The organism is Chromobacterium sp. W521 (assembly GCF_052805975.1).
Genome location: NZ_JBRBAF010000001.1, coordinates 131,648 through 148,629 on the forward strand (window position 1 = coordinate 131,648; position 16,982 = coordinate 148,629).

Below are 16,982 nucleotides of genomic sequence, written 5' to 3' on the forward strand. Positions count from 1 at the left end.
AACCATGTTCCAGATCGACAACTCTACTGCGGCAACGCAGCTGCCAACCATATCAAACCCGGGGACGCCGGGTTTTTTTACGGATGGCAATCCGGCAACAGGTCAAGCACCGACCATTGTCCCTGCTGAGTGGCTCAACACAGTCATGATGGAGTTGTGTAATGCGGTAATCGCAAGTGGGCAAACTTTGACGAAAGGGAAATTGAATCAACTGGCGCTCGCGATTCAATCTCAGGGCGCCCCATTTGCGATTGATACCGGAACGGCAAACACCTACGTTGTCAATTTCACGCCGGCGTTTACCTCTCGAACCGAAGGCCAGGTGATCCGCTTCAAGGCAAAAACGGCAAACACAGGCGCCAGCACACTGAACGACGGAATCGGATCGGTTCCGTTGGTCGGTGGCGCGCACTCTGCGCTGCAGGGCGGTGAAATTGTCGCGAATGGCGACTGCTGGGCTCAGTGGAATAGCAGTGTTGGTTCTGGCGGCTCATACGTTCTTCTCGTGTGCACTGGTGGGGCTTCGCAGGTGGCGGCTGCAACGCAAAATTGCCATGCTGTTAATTTAGGGCAGCTTAACAGCGCCCTATCCAGCAAAGCTGGCATTGCTACTACCTTGGCGGGATACGGAATTACTGACGCACTGCCTTTGAAGAATTCTGTGGGGATTACGACTCAAGACTGGAATACTCTCACATCCCCAGGAATTTATGATGTGCAAAATGGCAGCGGCGCAAACATGCCGAGCGCTTATCGATACGGGGTATTGCTGGTTGCCAATGCTTTTGAATTTAACGCCATCGGCCAACTATACATGGCAAACAGTGGAGAGGTTTGGTATAGGGGGGGCTGGGCAAAATCAGGATGGTCGTCGTGGAAACGTCTTGACGCTAATGCTTGGGGTGACATAACAAATAAACCAACAACTCTGGCTGGCTTTGGCATCACTGATGCTGCGGCATTAACTGGCTCTGCCACTCAAGTATTTTCTGTTGCAAATGCAACGCAAAACTCCCATGCAGTGAACCTTAGCCAGTTAAATGGAATTATTGGAACGGCACCAGCCAACCTAAACACTTTGCAGAAAATAGCCGCATCAATAAACAATGATCCAAACTTCGTTGGAACTGTAAATTCATCTATCAGTGCAGTTATTGCTCCTGGCAGTGTAGTTCATTTTGCTAGATCAACCCCGCCAACCGGATGGATTGCTGCGGACGGCTCCGCAATTTCGCGATCAACATACGCAAATCTTTTCAGTGCAATTGGAGTAACCCACGGCGCCGGAGACGGATCAACGACATTTAACGTCCCGGATTTGCGTGGGGTGTTTTTGCGTGGAGTAGATAATGGGCGCAACGTAGATCCAGGTCGAACTTTAGGAAGCTGGCAAAATGATGCCATTCGGAACATAACAGGCTCGATTTCAACTCCTGGCGGTGTTTCGCAGTTCCTTGGTGAACAAGTGACGGCCACCGGGCCGTTCACTATAAACGGCAACAATTATTCACTTCCAATCGCAGACGGGGCAGGTCCAAATTCTGGTCCGTCGTTAATGGGTTTTGATGTCTCTCGTGTCGTCCCGACTGCAAGTGAAAACCGACCTGTGAACGTGGCGCTACTCGCATGTATCAAATATTAAGGAGATAGTGTGCCTGCAAAAACCGTATATTCATATGACCCGAAGACGGGTATTTTCGCCGGCGAAACAACGGCATTTCAATCGCCATTAGACAAAAACGTAGTCTGGCTGATGCCCGCGAACTCAACAGAAGAAGCCCCGCCAGAAGCTTCAGGCAATCAATCTGCTGTATATGCCGCAGGCGTGTGGACACTTGTGCCAGACTTTCGTGGCGTCCCACTCTGGAGTACTGCGACGGCGCAGCCCGTTTGTGCCGAGCTTGGTGATACGCTGGAGAGCCTTGCTGCGACTCCACTGCCTCCGCCGCCTTTTGGAGTGTGGTCAAAAGACAAGTGGTCAGTAGGTCCTGGCGCTCTAACAGCAGCGGTGCAATCTCAGCTCCAGATACTGCAATATGCATGTCAGTCTGCCATCACTGCCGGATTCATATCTAGCGCGCTGGGGAAACCCAACCATTACGGATCGCTTCAAACAGATCAGATCAACCTGCAAATTCAGTTTGCAGCAAGTCAATCTAGTAACCCGCCGTCCGCCTATTACATCTACTGCAGCCCAGCACAGATGCAAAACCCGCCGCTGGTGCAGCACACACAGGCGCAAATGCTGCAAGTGCTTGCAGACTTGAATGCATGGCGCACGGCGCAGCAGCAACAGTACAGTACGCTGGTACAGCAAGTGCAGGCCGCAAAAACGGTGGCAGCCGTACAGGCGGTTAACTGGAACTGATCCGGTACATAAATTAGAAAACAGCCCGCCGCGCGCGGGTTTTTTTACGCCCGCGGAGGATAAATGGACTGGGCTTCTCTCGCAACAATTGGATGTACTGCGGCCGGCGGCGCTGGAACAGTTGTTTGGTACTTATTCAACAGCTCAAAAGATGACAGCAGAAAAAACAGTGCTGAAATTTCGGAATTGCAAAAAGAACTTGCTGCGCACAAATTATATGTTGCCGAGCATTACGTCACTAGCAACGAATTAAGCAAAGCTATAGAAACGCTTAGCAAAGCCATTGATGCTGTGTTCCTGAAGCTTGACCGCATTGACGGGAAGCTAGACGGAAAAGCCGATAAGGCTTAAATCATTCGTCACTTAAAACCGCCTTCTGGCGGTTTTTTTATTTGTGGAGCCACAGCATGGAAAAATGCCGCCACGGTCTAGACATCGAAAAAGCATGCAGCCGCTGCGTCGGCGAGGCAATGCAGACTATGCCTGCCGTATCACCACAGCACCAGCGCATGGTTGAGCTTGCAAATCGCATCGCCGCGCCTGCCAATGAGCACGAGCACACCGACACTTTGAGCGAGGATTTGTTCTACCCAGATCACCCGCCGCGCACCGAGTCGCACACATTCAAAGCCACCAAGGCCGCCGGTCACAAGGCCAAGCTGCCCTGCGCGATCAGCGGGCACACAGAAGGCACCGAATACCATCATCTAGCCATCGAGTGGGCGTTCACCAGTGGCGTCGACTGGAGCGTGGTCAAGGGCGTGGCCACTGACGAGATTACGCAGCTGCCGGTGCTGGATCTGGACACCGACCAGCCGACCGGCGATACCTTCGCTGCCAAGGATTCGCTGCTATGGGCTCTGTGCAAGCTGGCAGAGATCCGCGGCTTCGACTGGCACGCCTTCGACCCGGACAAGCCCGAGACCTTCGTCGACAGCATGCAGAACATGTTGGTGCTGCACAGCAAATTCCACCGCCACAAGAACCACGGCATCCATGCGTTGAGCTTCCCTGTCTGGATCTTCCAGGCTTTCCCGCGCATGCCTTGTTTCGTGTTTTCGGCCGACGAGTTGCAAACGGCCCATTCCAATCAAGAGGTTACCCATGTCAAAGCTGCTTGAAGCGATCACAGACGATAACGGTCAGTTGGAACCGGCCTACATCTGGGGCGGCATCGCAACCGTCATCGGTCTTGGCTTGCAGATCTACTGCACTGTCAAAGGAAAGCCGTTTGATCTGCAGGGCTACGGTATCGGCGCCGGAGCGCTGATCGCAGGCCTGGGCCTGGGCAAGAAGATGGGGGCGAAGCCGCAATGAAAACATCCGCCAACGGCATCAAGCTGATCCAGCAATTCGAAGGCCTGCGCCTCAAGGCTTACCAGGACGCGGTGGGCGTCTGGACCATCGGCTACGGCCACACCGGTCCGGACGTGACGCCGGGCCTGGTCATCACCCAGGCCCAAGCCGACGCACTACTGGCGCGCGACCTGAGCCGCTTTGAAAGCGGCGTCACCCGGCTGGTTCAGGTGCCACTGAACCAGAACCAGTTCGACGCGCTGGTCTGCTTCAGCTTCAACCTGGGTCTTGGCGCGCTGCAAGGCTCCACTCTCCTCCGCTTGCTGAACGCTGGCGACTACGCCGGCGCGGCAGCACAGTTTCCACGCTGGAACAAGGCCGGCGGCAAGGTCTTGCCAGGCCTCACCCGTCGCCGCGTGGCAGAGCAGGCGCTATTTCTGGGGAAATGAGATGAACTGGAAACTGATCGTCGCCGGCCTGGTGCTGGCGGCAGTGGCGTGGCTCGGATGGGACTTCAGTCAGCGCGGCGCCGAGCGCGACACAGCCCAGACGCAGGTCAAACAGGCTCAGGCCGCGCTGGCAGCCAAGGCAAAGCAGGATGCTGTGAGTGCCAAAGCCGACGCATCGGCCACCGCCACTGCACAGCAAACCCAAATCGTCTACCGGACCATAAACAAAGAGGTCACCAAGTATGTGGAAACCCACCCTGCTAACTGCGCTCTGCCTGCTGGCTGGGTGCAGCTCCACAACGCCGCTGTCATTGGCCGGCTTCCCGACGCCGCCAGCGCAGCTCATGATGCCTCCGGAACAGTTGCAGATGCTGAATGAAGGCGCAACCGAGAACGACGCGCTGCAGGTTGTTACCGGCAACTATGAGGTTTGCCGGCGCACTGCCGACAAACTCGGCGGACTTCAAGATTGGGTGAAGCAGCAAGCCGCGGTCCAGTAGCTATGCTGGAATCTGGCCACAACCGGATTCCAGCATGCCACCCGAAGAGATCCTTGAACGCGCGGCAATCGCGTTTGACCACCTGGGCCGGAGTAAGACCCTCACGCTCGGCCAGGGCGCGCGGATCGTGGCCTCTTTCCGCGGTGTTGAGCCCCTGAGCGGTGACCTGTTCCCCGCCGATGACCGGCAGCTTGAATTGGCGACGTGGATGCTGATGCTGATCGGTGAGACGGATAGATTGCTGGAGAGGTATCGCGGACTTGGATTGCCTGGGCAGCTGAAAATGGCGGAGGTGCCATTGCTGCAGGCTGCGATCAAGGAACGCTATAGAGGGGTGATGGACGGCAGGCCGGCCAAGCCGTTTTGACGATGTGCTGCGAACAGCCTGATCATCCGGTATAGTGTTTTTCATCCCAACCCCCAGCAGCAGTCTTAAAGCCCAGCAAAACCATTTGGGGGTACAAAAGGGGGTATCAAACACACGGCAAGTCAATTGCCTACAGCAAATTCAAGGACTTAAGCCAATCATGCTGTTGATGATCGACAACTACGACTCCTTCACCTACAACCTGGTGCAATACTTCGGCGAGCTGGGTCAAGAGGTCAAGGTGTACCGCAATGATGAAATTTCCTTGCAGCAAATCGAAGCGCTGCAGCCTAAATACCTGGTGATCTCGCCCGGCCCCTGCACGCCCAACGAGGCGGGTGTGTCCGTGCCGGCCATCCAGCACTTCGCCGGCAAGCTGCCCATCATGGGCGTGTGCCTGGGGCATCAGGGCATAGGCCAGGCTTTCGGCGGCCGCATCGTCCACGCCAAACAACTGATGCATGGCAAGGTGTCGCCGGTTAAACACCGCGATATCGGCATGTTCCGCGGCCTGCCCAACCCAGTGACCTGCACTCGCTACCATTCGTTGGTGATCGAACGCGAGACGCTGCCGGACTGTCTGGACGTCACCGCCTGGACCGACGACGGAGAGATCATGGGCGTGCGCCATAAAACGCTGCCGATCGAGGGCGTGCAGTTCCACCCGGAATCCATCCTCACCGATCACGGCCACGCGATGCTGGACAACTTCCTGAAAGAGTTCGCCTGATGAAGAGGGTGTTAATGCTGAGCGCCGCCCTGGCGCTGTCCAGCGCGGCGCAGGCCGGCGCGCTGGACGACTGCATGCGGACCGAGGCGCAGACTCCGGCGGTATCCGCCTGCCTGCAACAGCGGCTGAGCAAAGCCGAAGCCGAACTGACTCAAAGTGAAAACCGCGCCTCCGCCGCGATGCGCGAGCTAGACCATATCACCGGCAACCGCTACGGCGCCCGGCTGGCGCTCAGCCAATCCAAGCGCGCCTTCAAGACCTATCTGGACAAGCAATGCCGCTGGGTGGCGAGCAGCTACGCCAGCGGCAACGGCGCGGACCAGGCGCAAGCCGCCTGCCGCGCCGACCTGATCGAGCAGCGCCTCTCCCAGCTGGCGGCGCACGCCGGCCATTGAATCTCCGGACGGCGCGCCTCCACGCGGCGCCGCCCACGCAAGCAAAAGGACTTCCCGATGATTACCCCGCAGGCCGCGCTGAACCGGCTGATCGACGGCAACGAACTGTTTTATGACGAAATGCTGGACTTGATGCGCCAGATCATGCGCGGCGAACTGACGCCGGCGCAAACCGCGGCCATCCTGATCGGCCTGCGCGTCAAGGTGGAGTCGGTGCTGGAAATCGCCGCCGCCGCCACTGTGATGCGCGAGTTCGCCACCCCGGTGCCCATCAGCCAGCGCGACCACTTGGTAGACACCTGCGGCACCGGCGGAGATAAATCCCACACCTTCAATATCTCCACCACCTCCGCCTTCGTCGCCGCGGCGGCAGGCGCGCGCGTGGCCAAGCACGGCGGGCGTTCAGTGTCCTCCAGCTCCGGCAGCGCCGACGTACTGGAGTCGCTGGGCGTCAAACTGAGCTTGAGCGCCGAACAAGTGGGCCGTTGCGTCGACGAAATCGGCATCGGATTCATGTTCGCGCCCAACCATCACACTGCGATGCGCCATGTGGCGCCCATCCGCAAAGAGCTGGGCGCCCGCACCATCTTCAACATCCTTGGGCCGCTGACCAATCCGGCCGACGCCGAGAATCAGTTGATGGGCGTGTTCCACCCAGACTTGGTGGGCATTCAGGCTCGGGTGCTGAAACAATTGGGCAGCCGCCACGCGCTGATCGTGCACGGCCTGGACGGCCTGGACGAGCTGACCTTGTCCGGCCCCAGCATGGTGGCTGAACTAAAGAACGGGCAGATCGAGGAATACCAGCTGGATCCGCGCGAACTGGGCCTGGATTTCGCCGAACTCAAGCAACTGCGGGCGGACACCGCAGCCGCCTCTCGCGACATCCTGCTGGCGGTGCTGGACGGCGAAACCGGCCCCGCGCGCGACATTGTCTGCCTCAATGCCGCCGCCGCCATCTACACGGCCGACGTTTCCCCTACCCTGGCCGACGGTGTTACCATGGCGCGCGAAGCGCTCGACTCCGGACAAGCCCGCGCCAAGCTGGACCAATTGATCAGCCTGAGCGCCGCGCTGGCCGCCTGAGCCCCCGATTTCCGACGCGGAGCGCTGTCGCTCCGCGCCCATCCTTCATTTCGATTGCATAAGAACGCCATGAGCAAATTGTCCAAAGATATCTTCAAGGCCTATGACATCCGCGGCATCGTCGGCAAGACCCTGACCAACGACGTAGCCCGCCAGATCGGCCAGGCCATCGGTTCCGAAGCCAAGGCCCGCAAAGTGAAAACCATCGTGGTAGGCCGCGACGGCCGCCTGTCCGGCCCGGACCTGTGCCAAGCGCTGGCCGAAGGCATCCAGGCCGCCGGCGTCGACGTGATCGACGTCGGCCGCGTCGCCACCCCAATGCTGTACTTCGCCGCCCATGAGTTGGGCTCGGTGTCCGGCGTGATGGTCACCGGCAGCCACAACCCGCCGGACTACAACGGCTTCAAGATGATGCTGGCCGGCAACACCCTGGCTGGCGACGACATCCAAAAACTGTACCAGCGCATCGTCGACGGCGATCTCGCCAGCGGCGAAGGCGCTTACGGCACCCACGACATCGCCGAAGCCTATCTGGACCGCATCACCTCCGACATCAAGCTGGAACGCCCGCTCAACATCGTGGTGGACTGCGGCAACGGCGTGCCTGGCGCTTTCGCCCCGGTGCTGTTCCGCCGCCTGGGCTGCCGTGTGCGCGAACTGTTTTGCGATGTGGACGGGAACTTCCCCAATCACCACCCGGATCCGGCTAAGCCGGAAAACCTGCAGGACGTGATCGACGCGCTGCAGAAAACCGACGCTGAAATCGGCCTGGCCTTCGACGGCGACGGCGACCGCCTGGGCGTGGTGACCAAGGACGGCACCATCATCTGGCCGGATCGCCAGTTGATGCTGTTCGCCGCCGATGTGCTGGAGCGCAACCCCAAGGCCAAGATCATCTACGACGTGAAGTCCACCCGCCTGCTCAAGCCGTGGATCAAGCAAAACGGCGGCGTGCCGGTGATGGCGCGCACCGGCCACAGCTTCATTAAAGCCAAGATCAAGGAAACCGGCGCCTTGCTGGCCGGCGAGATGAGCGGCCACGTATTCTTCAAGGAACGCTGGTACGGCTTTGACGACGGCATGTACGCCGGCGCCCGCCTGCTGGAAGTGCTGTCCCGCGTGGAAAACCCAAGCGAGCTGCTCAATGCGCTGCCCAATGCGGTGTCCACGCCGGAACTGAACCTGAAGATGGCCAAGGAAGGCGAAAACCACGCCTTGATCGCCAAGCTGCAGGCTTCCGCCCGCTTCGACGGCGCAGAGGAGGTCAACACCCTGGACGGCCTGCGCGTGGAGTATAAGGACGGCTTCGGCCTGGCGCGCGCCTCCAACACCACGCCGGTGATCGTTCTGCGCTTCGAGGCCGACAACGACGCGGCGCTGGAGCGCATCAAGGGCGACTTCCGCCGTGTGCTGGGCACCGCCACCGACGCCAAGCTGCCGTTCTGACGCCCGCCGTTCAAAGGCATTGCCCGCGCTCCTCGCGAGCGCGAATCAACACCGCCGGGGACATGGCCGCAGCCATGTCCCTGTTGTATTGAAAGGAAAACCATGTACGCCCAGGCTGCATCCAGCTTCAACACCTTGCGCGACCTGCTGCGCTTCGCCGTGTCGCGTTTCAACGACGCCGGTCTGTTCTACGGCCACGGCACTCAGAACGCCTACGACGAAGCTGCCTACCTGACGCTGTCCGCGCTAAAGCTGCCGATGGATCAGCTCGAGCCCTTCCTCGACGCCAAGCTGCTGCCCACCGAGGTCCAGGACGTGGTCGACATGATCGAGCGCCGCGCCGAGCAGCGCGTGCCGGTGGCCTATCTGACCCACGAAGCCTGGCAAGGCGATTTCAACTTCTACGTGGATGAGCGCGTGCTGGTGCCGCGCTCCTTCATCTACGAGCTGCTGGGCGAGCCGCTGCAACCGTGGATCGAACACCCGGAACTGGTCCAGCGCGCGCTGGACCTGTGCACCGGCTCCGGCTGCCTGGCCATCCAACTGGCGCACCACTATCCGGACGCGGAAATCGACGCGGTGGATATTTCCCTGGACGCGCTGGAAGTGGCGGCCATCAATGTGCAGAACTATGGCCTGGACGAGCGCGTGCAGCTGATCCACACCGATATGTTCGAGGGCCTAGAGGAAAAGTACGACCTGATCATCTCCAATCCGCCCTACGTCGACGCCGAATCGGTGGACGCGCTGCCACCGGAATATCTGCACGAGCCGGAACTGGCTTTGGGCTCTGGCGAAGACGGTCTGGATGCCACCCGCGAAATCCTGCGCCGCGCGCCGGACTTCCTGAACGACAAGGGCGTGCTGCTGGTGGAGATCGGCCATAACCGCGACATGCTGGAAGAATGCTTCCCCACCTTGCCTTTCATGTGGATGGAAACCGAGAGCGGCGACGGCTTCGTATTCCTGATCACCCGCGAGGATCTGGTGGCCGGCCTGGCCGCTGACGCTCAGTAAAGCCTGTTCAAAGCCCACTGCGTTTCAGCGCATAGTGGATGAGCGCATGTAAACGCCAAGCTTCGCCAAACGAAAAACCGGCGGCCCCCTTGCGGGGGTCGCCGGTTTTTTGCGACCGCTAGCCTTTGGACTGAGCCGCTCCCGGATGCAGTTCGCGCCAGATTTGCTCCGCGCGTTCCGTCGCCGCCGCTTTCTGCCCGGCGTTCAACTGCCGGTAGTCCTTGGTGGTCAGGAACCAGTCCGCGCTCAACGTGTCTCCGGCCCGCCGCGCCACCAGGTTCCAGGCCGCGGCCTCCAAGGGCTGCCGCTCCAGCAGATAGCTCTCCGAGATCATCGCCGCCGCATGACGGTTGCCCAAGCGGTACGCCTGCTGCAAAGCGGCGCGCGCCTCCTCGCGGTAACGCATTTCGGGCTCAAAGTCCGGCCGCCGCGGCTTGCCGTCCAGCTCGAACAGATAGCGCTCAGCCAGGTGAGTCAAGGCCTGGACATTGCCGGCGGCCGCCAGCTTGCGCAGCTCGGCCAGCGGCATCCGGTAGAAGCGCTCGTCGATGGCGTAGCCCAGCTGGCGCAAAGCCTGTTTGCGCTGGCGTTCGGCCGTGCTCTCCGGCAAGGGCTCCGCCGGAGCGGCGGCCGGAGCCGGCCCGTCGCCCACCGCGAAGCTCAGCCCCTGGTAAGCCCGCGCCGGCGCCTCCCTCTTGACCGGCTGAGCGGTTGTCCCCGCCGCCCCGGCGACCAAAGCCGCCGGGGCCGGAGCGCTCAGGCCCAAGCGCGCGCGAACCGGCTCAGGCAGGCTGACCCAGGTCAGGCCCAGTAGAGCCAGCCCGCCGGCCAGCCCCCACGCTCGCTTGCCCATCGTCGATCAGATCGAGTTCAGGCAAGCGTTGAGGCCATTGGCGTGGCCGTAGCGCGAATAGTAATCGCGCTGAGACGGTGTGCCATGTTCGCCGTAATCGGCTGCGTTGCGCGCCGAAGCCACCGCGTTCTCGATAAAACTCGGATAACGCAGATTAGTTTCGGCGTACTTGGCGAACGTCCCTCCCACGCAATCGGCCTGCAACTCCTGCATCGGCGCCTGACGGTAGATATTGTGGGTGAACTGGATGGAATGGCCCCATTCATGCGCCAAGATGAACTTGGCCACGTAATTGCCATAGCTGTTTTCCTGCTGCTGCAGGAAGCCGGTGCCCACACTAATGGTGTAAGGCCCGCATGCCATCGCGCTCAGCTGAGACTCGCGGCAAGCGTACTGGTTGACGTAGACCGTCGGCCGCGCGTAGCCGCCAAGAAAACCGCGAATCTCGTTGGCGCTGGACTGGATGTAACTGTTGTTCACCGGAGCGGCCGCAACCTGGACGGATGCGCCGGCCAATACAGAAACCCCAATCAAACCGGCTTGGATCAGACTTCTCATGACTAACTCTCCTTATGTTGTTCACAACGGAGATTTAGTTATGGTAAATGATTTGGTATTTACAAAATTATTTTGCAATTCCATATGCATAAATAAGCAGTGAAAAATTACCTTGTCACGACTAACGGCATATGAAAAAGTGATGGGTTGCTTAAAAGCAAGCCATCACTTTCAAAATAAGGCGCCAACTCCCATCCCAGCTGCTCAGGCCATCCCCTCGAAACCGTAATTGCGCAACAACATGAACGCGGTGAACAGCATCACCAGGCCGATGACGCAGTCCAGCACCCGCCAGCTTTGCGGACGCTGAAACAGGGGCGCCAGTTTACCGGCGAAGCAGCCGATCGCGCCGAACCACAGCACGGAGGCGCTGAGGCTGCCCAACAGAAAGGATGGCGCGGCACTCTCTCCATAAATGGCGGACACGCCGCCGATCAGCACCACGGTGTCCAGCCAGGTATAGGGATTGAGCAAAGTCACCGCCAGCACGGTGCGAATGGCGCGCTTGCGATCTTTCTCCACGCCGCCCGCCAGCGACATCGCCCCAGGCGTCAAGGCGGAACGAAAGGCTTTGTAGCCCAGCCACAGGATGAAGCCCGCGCCCAGCCAGGTCACCGTGATAATGAAGCCGGGAATCGCATTGAGCAGTTTGCCCACGCCCATTACCCCGCAGGCGATCAGAAACACGTCCGCGACAATGCAGATCGCCACAATGGGCAGGATGTGGCTGCGGCCTATGCCCTGCCGCAATACGAAGGCATTCTGCGGCCCAATGCCGACAATCTGCCCGATGGATAGCCCAAGGGCAGACAGATAAACGCTAAAATTGAACAAAAGCCGCTCCCGAAAATTTTCAACACAGACTAAAGGAGCGGCATAACAAAGTAAAACTAATAAAAATTATTATATATAAGTGGAATTAATACTTGCTCGCCGCTCCCAATCCGCCATCCACTCCGGTAACTGCTTAGGGTCCACCGGCGGCGAAATCTCGTAGCCCTGCCCGTCCAGGCAACCTATTTCCAGCAGACGGTCCCAGATCGCCCGGCTTTCCACCCCCTCCACCACCAATTTGCGGCCAGTGTAGTGGGCAAAGGACACCATGCTGCGGATGATGGCCTCGTTACCCGGCGTATCCAGCAGCAGCCGGACAAAGCGCTGGTCTATCTTGATGGTGTCGAAGGGTAGTTGCTGCAAATGCACCAGCGAGGATGCCCCGGTACCGAAATCGTCCAAGGCGATGGACAGGCCGAGATCGCGGCAATGCTCCAACTTGGCGGTGATCTGCTCCGCCTCCTGCTGGGTCACGCTCTCCAGCACTTCCAGCTCCAGGTAGCCGGCCGGCAGCGGATAAGCCTGCAACAAAGCCTGGATGCCAGGCACAAAGCCCTCGTGTTTCAAAGTGATGGCGGAAAGATTGACGCTGACCGGAATGTGACGGCCGTCCGCCAGCCATTCGCCTGACTGACGCAGCGCCTCGCGCAGCACCCACCAATCCAGTTCCCGCATCAAGTCGGTGTTCTCTATCGCAGGGAAGAAGGCCCCCGGCATTTCCAAGCGGCCATCACGGCGCCAGCGCACCAGCGCCTCCACGCCTTCGATGCGGTTGTTGCGCAGATTGATCTTGGGCTGATAAAACAGCGCCAGTTCATCGCGGGCGATGGCCTGCGCGAAAGCGTTGCGCACCGCGTGCATGTGCTGGATCTCTTCGTCCATGGTCACATGGTAATAACGACAATGGCCGCCACCCGCCTCCTTGGCCCGGCTCAACGCCAGCTCGCCGCGCCGCAGCAGCGCGGAGGCGTCGCTGCGGTCGCTCACCGGCTCCACCACAATACCCATGCTGCATCGGGTGTGAATCACCACGCCCATGCAATCCACCGGCTGCTGCAGGCTGCCCATCAGGCTGTCCACCAGTTGGTCCAAGCGCTCGTGACGGTCGCTGCAAGCGACGAAGCGCGAGGCGCCCACCCGGCCGACGTAGCCGTAGGGATAGATGCAGCGCCGCAACCTATTGGCCACCTCGCACAACACCGCGTCGCCGCCCTCGTGGCCCAGGCGGGCGTTGATTTCGTGAAAACCTTCGATGGACAGCACCAGCACCGCCAATTGCGCGTTAGCGCGGCGGATCTGCAACTGCTTGTTGATGTGCTCTTTCATCAGGTGACGGTTGGGCAGACCGGTCAACGGATCGTGAAAAGACAGGAAAGCCAGTTCGGATTCGGCGCGATGGCTGCGCTCCAGCGCGTCCTGGCGCTCCAGCGCGCGGCTGATCTCCCTCGCCATGGTGTCCACCAAGGCCACCTTGGTATCGTCGAAAAAGCCCGGCAAACCCGAATACAGCGATAAAGTGCCGATCACCTGTTCGCGCAAGGTCAACGGCGCCACCAGCGCGCTGCGCACATTCCGGGCGTTGAGCACCCGCATCCACGGCTGCATCGACGGATCTTCGCCGCAATCGTTGACCACCTGCACCGCCAGGCCGCGGATGGCCCGACCACTGGGCCCGCGGCCATGCAGGCTTTCGGAATGCGCAGAGACTTGCAGCCAGGGGATGAAGGCTTCGGCGTGAGCGCCGGCCATCGCGGCGGGACGCACGCTTTGCGATTCGGCGTCCAGCAGGCCAACCCAGGCATGGGAGAAATCGCCCTCGCGGACGCAAACGTCGCAAATCGCCTGAAACAGCTCGCGACGCTCGGAACAGCGCACCAGGGCCATGCTGACGCCGCTGAGAGTGGCGTACAAACCGGACATGGTCTGCAAATGGCGGTGCTTGCTGTCCACCGCTTCCTGCAAGGACTGCTGGTGACCGTGCAACTGCAGCATCTGGTCCAGCAAAATGCGCTTGCGCAGCAGCCTAGAGAGCGCGGCGAGCTCGTCCAGATCCAGCCCGGCCTCGGCCAGCCGCGCCAGGAAATGCGCCTGACAGCGCTCGTAAGCGCCCACCACCCACATCAGCCCCACGCCCAGCTGGCGCATCAAGCGCCCCTGCTCCACCACGCGCCAGGCGGCGCGGCCGCTCACAGGACGGGTCAGCATCCGCTCGCAATACTGCAACAAGGCGTCCACCAGGGAGTCGATGCCGCCCGGCAGGCGCTCGCTCAGCAGCGCCAGCGTGTCCGGGCATTTCAACGCGTACCAGTAAAACTCCTTGCCCAAAGCCTCCTTGCGCGACAACAAGAGCGGAGCATGGACGGTAAGCTTCGCCATATGATCCGCCCGAACCCCGATAAAACGGCACATGCCATCCAATAGTGCCTTATTATCTGCTTGCATCTTCAACATGCCTGTCATTGGCCATGAGCCGCCGGCGCCAGCCGATCAGAACCGTCGCCGCCAGCCGCTCTAATTATTTTTATGCCGCCACCGCGTGCAGGCAAACCTTTGCACCGTCCGTGTTCGGACGAAGCAGCACAACATGCCATAGGTGGCGGCGATAAGGCAAGAAACACCGTGGAATTATCACGGCGAGGACGTCAATACATGCTTGATCCTAAACAACTGGAAACCTTATCGGCCGTAGCCGAAACCGGGGGCTTCGACAAGGCGGCCAAAAAGCTGTTCCTGACCCAGTCCGCCATTTCCCAACGCATCCGTCAGTTGGAAGAACAGCTGGGCCAGCCGGTGCTGACCCGAACCATTCCGGCCGAGCCCACCGAGGCCGGCCGCCAGCTGCTGCAATACTTCCGCCAGATCAGCCTGATGGAAAACCATTTGATGAACACCCTGTTGCCCAGCGGTCCGCGGCAGGAGTTCACCACTCTCGCCATCGCCGTTAACGCGGACAGCCTGGCCACCTGGTTTTTGCCGGCGGTGCGGCCGGTGCTGGACAGCCAGCCAGTGCTGCTGGACATCATGGTGGATGATCAGGACTATACCCACGAGTTGATGCGCGCCGGCCATGTGGTCGGCTGCGTCAGCACCCGGCCGCAGCCGATTCAGGGCGGGGACAGTTTGTTCCTCGGCCACATGCGCTATCTTTGTGTCGCCACCCGCGATTTCGCCCGCCGCTATTTCCCGGACGGCGTCACCGAGTCCGGGCTGGCCGCCGCGCCCACCATTCTGTACAGCCGCAAGGACGATGTGCATCGAGAGTTTCTCTTGCACACCGTGTCCTATCACGGCGGCTTTCCCTATCTGACCGTGCCCACGCCGCAGGGCTTCGTCGAGATCACCCGCCAGGGCCTGGCTTACAGCCTGCTGCCCGAGCTGATGCTGGACGACGACATCGCCGCCGGCCGGCTGATCGATCTGTTTCCGCAACAGCATCTGGACATTCCCTTGTATTGGCACCACTGGAGGGTGGAGTCGGAATTGTCTCAGGCGCTGGCCGACGCGATGGCGCGGCATTGCCAAGCGCACCTGCGCCAATGATCAGTCGAGGCCGCTTGCGCCAGGCCGGATATTGACAGCCCGGCCGCGCCCGGCGCAACATGCCACGCCAATAGCAACGGAGGCAATATGACCGGCAACGCACCCAACAACGAGCAATGGGCCGAGTTGGAAATGGCCGCCCGCCTGGCCGCTCGCCAGGCTTATGTCCCTTACAGCAAGTTCGCCGTCGGCGCCGCCATCCTGGACGGCGCCGGCAAGATCCATATCGGCTGCAACGTGGAGAACGCCTCTTACGGCCTGACCAATTGCGCCGAGCGCACCGCGGTCTACGCCGCGCGCGCCAACCACGGCATCCAGGATGTGCTGGCGGTCTGCATCTACACGCCCACCCCCACACCCACGCCGCCCTGCGGCGCCTGCCGTCAGGTGCTGAACGAGTTTGGCCCGGCCATGCGCGTGCGCGCCATCTGCGACGGCGAGGACCTGATAGACACCACGCTGGAAGTGCTGCTGCCGGGCGCCTTCGGGCCCAAGAACCTCAAAAACGCGAGCTAAAGCCCGCTCACGGCGCGCGCGGCGCCGGACTTACCTGGTAGCCGCGCTGCCGCAGCAGCTTGACCAGCCCCTGCGGTCCGGCCAGATGCAAGGCCCCCACCGCCACCAACAGCCGCCGTGAAGACGCCAGCTCATCAATGCGGCGCGCCATCGTCAGGTTGCGGCGGTCCAGCATCTCATGCTGGGTCCAGGCGCTGAGCCGCGGATAGCCCGGCAGCGCCACCATGGCCTGCAGGGCGTCCAGATCGCCGCGCTCCCAGGCGGCGATCAGCTCGCGATAGTAACGCTCCGCTTCAGGCTTGTCCTCCCAATCCGCGGTCTGGCGCACCCATTCGCGCAAGGCCGCCGCCGACATCTCAAACAGCATGCGCCCCTGCTCGCCCGTCGTCTCCAACGCCAACACCGGGCGCAACGCCCGCCGCGCCATCTGCAGCAACATCGTCTCGCTGCCCTCCTGCGCCGCCTGACCCAGCCGCTGATAATCGTTCAGCGTCAACTGCATCAGCCACATCGCCGGGGCCAGGCTCTGCGCCTGCGCGCGCTCAACGCCAATCCGCCGCAACTGCGCCAGCAACAAGCGCCGGCTGTCCGGGCCCAGTTGCCGCCACTGCCGGGCGGCGGCTCGCTGCGCCAGCGCCAACACCTCGGCCGACGCGCCCGGCGCGTCCACATCCAGCTCCAATACCAAGGCCTCGCTCTGCGTCATCGCCTGTTTCAAGCCCCAGTCCGGCGCGTCGGAGCCGGGACGGCCCACATGCATGGTGCCGTACAGATAATGGGTGCGGCCTTGTTTGCTGAAGGTGAACAAAGGGCCGTAGGCCGGCTCCGCCGCGGCCAGCGCCGCCGACAAGAGGAAGCAGAGCGCCAAGCAGCCGCTCCACAGGAAATGCCATCGTTTCATGTCTGCCATCCGAATCAAAACCGCTCAAGGATACCAGTTCGACGCGCCGGCCCCTCCCGTTTTCAAGTCCTTCCCACGCATACCGACCGTCACTTGCAAGCGCCGCTTCAAATAAGTAGTTGCCCC

General features: G+C 60.9%; 21 protein-coding genes. 16 read left to right on the top strand and 5 right to left on the bottom strand.

From position 1 onward, the window contains the following. Nucleotides 1-4 precede the first annotated feature (4 nt). The 14 genes from ACUXV1_RS00710 (at nt 5) to prmB (ending at nt 9,654) form a co-directional block, all read left to right on the top strand. Nucleotides 5-1,642 carry a tail fiber protein gene (locus ACUXV1_RS00710; RefSeq protein WP_446014358.1) on the top strand — a complete coding sequence of 546 codons (1,638 nt, stop codon included), beginning with the start codon at nt 5-7 and terminating at the stop codon, nt 1,640-1,642. 9 nt (nt 1,643-1,651) lie between these two features. Then, nucleotides 1,652-2,368, top strand: a complete 717-nt coding sequence (locus ACUXV1_RS00715) for a hypothetical protein (protein WP_446014357.1) — start codon at nt 1,652-1,654, stop codon at nt 2,366-2,368. Between the two features lie 63 nt (nt 2,369-2,431). Continuing rightward, complete coding sequence (locus ACUXV1_RS00720) at nt 2,432-2,719, top strand: hypothetical protein (RefSeq protein WP_203389783.1); 288 nt, start codon at nt 2,432-2,434, stop codon at nt 2,717-2,719. 158 nt (nt 2,720-2,877) lie between these two features. After that, nucleotides 2,878-3,489 carry a hypothetical protein gene (locus ACUXV1_RS00725; RefSeq protein WP_446014356.1) on the top strand — a complete coding sequence of 204 codons (612 nt, stop codon included), beginning with the start codon at nt 2,878-2,880 and terminating at the stop codon, nt 3,487-3,489. Further along, nucleotides 3,473-3,685 carry a hypothetical protein gene (locus ACUXV1_RS00730; protein WP_043632632.1) on the top strand — a complete coding sequence of 71 codons (213 nt, stop codon included), beginning with the start codon at nt 3,473-3,475 and terminating at the stop codon, nt 3,683-3,685. The genes ACUXV1_RS00725 and ACUXV1_RS00730 overlap by 17 nt, the downstream gene beginning before the upstream one ends. After that, nucleotides 3,682-4,113, top strand: coding sequence for a lysozyme (locus ACUXV1_RS00735; protein ID WP_446014355.1), 432 nt, complete (start codon nt 3,682-3,684; stop codon nt 4,111-4,113). Before ACUXV1_RS00730 ends, ACUXV1_RS00735 begins: the two co-directional genes overlap by 4 nt. A gap of 1 nt (nt 4,114) precedes the next feature. Continuing rightward, nucleotides 4,115-4,492, top strand: a complete 378-nt coding sequence (locus tag ACUXV1_RS00740; RefSeq protein WP_446014354.1) for a hypothetical protein — start codon at nt 4,115-4,117, stop codon at nt 4,490-4,492. Further along, nucleotides 4,482-4,613 carry a hypothetical protein gene (locus tag ACUXV1_RS00745; RefSeq protein ID WP_446014353.1) on the top strand — a complete coding sequence of 44 codons (132 nt, stop codon included), beginning with the start codon at nt 4,482-4,484 and terminating at the stop codon, nt 4,611-4,613. The genes ACUXV1_RS00740 and ACUXV1_RS00745 overlap by 11 nt, the downstream gene beginning before the upstream one ends. Nucleotides 4,614-4,647: 34 nt before the next feature. Beyond that, nucleotides 4,648-4,980, top strand: coding sequence for a hypothetical protein (locus ACUXV1_RS00750; RefSeq protein WP_446014352.1), 333 nt, complete (start codon nt 4,648-4,650; stop codon nt 4,978-4,980). 160 nt (nt 4,981-5,140) lie between these two features. Then, nucleotides 5,141-5,710, top strand: a complete 570-nt coding sequence (locus tag ACUXV1_RS00755) for an aminodeoxychorismate/anthranilate synthase component II (protein WP_043631660.1) — start codon at nt 5,141-5,143, stop codon at nt 5,708-5,710. Continuing rightward, on the top strand, nt 5,710-6,105 hold the full coding sequence (locus ACUXV1_RS00760; protein ID WP_446014351.1) for a lysozyme inhibitor LprI family protein: 396 nt from the start codon (nt 5,710-5,712) through the stop codon (nt 6,103-6,105). Before ACUXV1_RS00755 ends, ACUXV1_RS00760 begins: the two co-directional genes overlap by 1 nt. Nucleotides 6,106-6,162: 57 nt before the next feature. Beyond that, complete coding sequence (gene trpD, locus ACUXV1_RS00765) at nt 6,163-7,191, top strand: anthranilate phosphoribosyltransferase (protein WP_043631657.1); 1,029 nt, start codon at nt 6,163-6,165, stop codon at nt 7,189-7,191. Between the two features lie 69 nt (nt 7,192-7,260). Then, nucleotides 7,261-8,637: a phosphomannomutase/phosphoglucomutase gene (locus ACUXV1_RS00770; RefSeq protein ID WP_043631654.1), complete on the top strand. Its 1,377-nt coding sequence runs from the start codon at nt 7,261-7,263 to the stop codon at nt 8,635-8,637. A gap of 102 nt (nt 8,638-8,739) precedes the next feature. Beyond that, a complete protein-coding gene (gene prmB, locus ACUXV1_RS00775; protein ID WP_114153421.1) occupies nt 8,740-9,654 on the top strand; it encodes a 50S ribosomal protein L3 N(5)-glutamine methyltransferase in 915 nt (304 codons plus the stop codon). A gap of 118 nt (nt 9,655-9,772) precedes the next feature. On the opposite strand, the gene ACUXV1_RS00780 is transcribed toward prmB, so the two are convergent. The 4 genes from ACUXV1_RS00780 to ACUXV1_RS00795 all read right to left on the bottom strand — a co-directional run bounded on the left by ACUXV1_RS00780 (nt 9,773) and on the right by ACUXV1_RS00795 (nt 14,359). Beyond that, on the bottom strand, nt 9,773-10,507 hold the full coding sequence (locus tag ACUXV1_RS00780) for a hypothetical protein (protein WP_446014350.1): 735 nt from the start codon (nt 10,505-10,507) through the stop codon (nt 9,773-9,775). Nucleotides 10,508-10,513: 6 nt separating this feature from the next. Then, nucleotides 10,514-11,065, bottom strand: coding sequence for a hypothetical protein (locus tag ACUXV1_RS00785; RefSeq protein WP_081556980.1), 552 nt, complete (start codon nt 11,063-11,065; stop codon nt 10,514-10,516). Between the two features lie 204 nt (nt 11,066-11,269). After that, nucleotides 11,270-11,899, bottom strand: a complete 630-nt coding sequence (locus ACUXV1_RS00790) for a LysE/ArgO family amino acid transporter (RefSeq protein ID WP_446014349.1) — start codon at nt 11,897-11,899, stop codon at nt 11,270-11,272. 69 nt (nt 11,900-11,968) lie between these two features. Further along, nucleotides 11,969-14,359 (bottom strand): EAL domain-containing protein, encoded by a 2,391-nt coding sequence (locus ACUXV1_RS00795; protein WP_143330399.1) that lies wholly within the window; start codon nt 14,357-14,359, stop codon nt 11,969-11,971. A gap of 189 nt (nt 14,360-14,548) precedes the next feature. Between ACUXV1_RS00795 and ACUXV1_RS00800 the strand changes: the two genes are divergently transcribed. Next, nucleotides 14,549-15,439, top strand: a complete 891-nt coding sequence (locus ACUXV1_RS00800; protein WP_107732593.1) for a LysR family transcriptional regulator ArgP — start codon at nt 14,549-14,551, stop codon at nt 15,437-15,439. 87 nt (nt 15,440-15,526) lie between these two features. Continuing rightward, nucleotides 15,527-15,955, top strand: a complete 429-nt coding sequence (locus ACUXV1_RS00805; protein WP_019100671.1) for a cytidine deaminase — start codon at nt 15,527-15,529, stop codon at nt 15,953-15,955. A 7-nt stretch (nt 15,956-15,962) separates the two neighbouring features. On the opposite strand, the gene ACUXV1_RS00810 is transcribed toward ACUXV1_RS00805, so the two are convergent. Then, nucleotides 15,963-16,856 carry a TraB/GumN family protein gene (locus ACUXV1_RS00810; protein WP_446014348.1) on the bottom strand — a complete coding sequence of 298 codons (894 nt, stop codon included), beginning with the start codon at nt 16,854-16,856 and terminating at the stop codon, nt 15,963-15,965. Between the last annotated feature and the right edge of the window lie 126 nt (nt 16,857-16,982).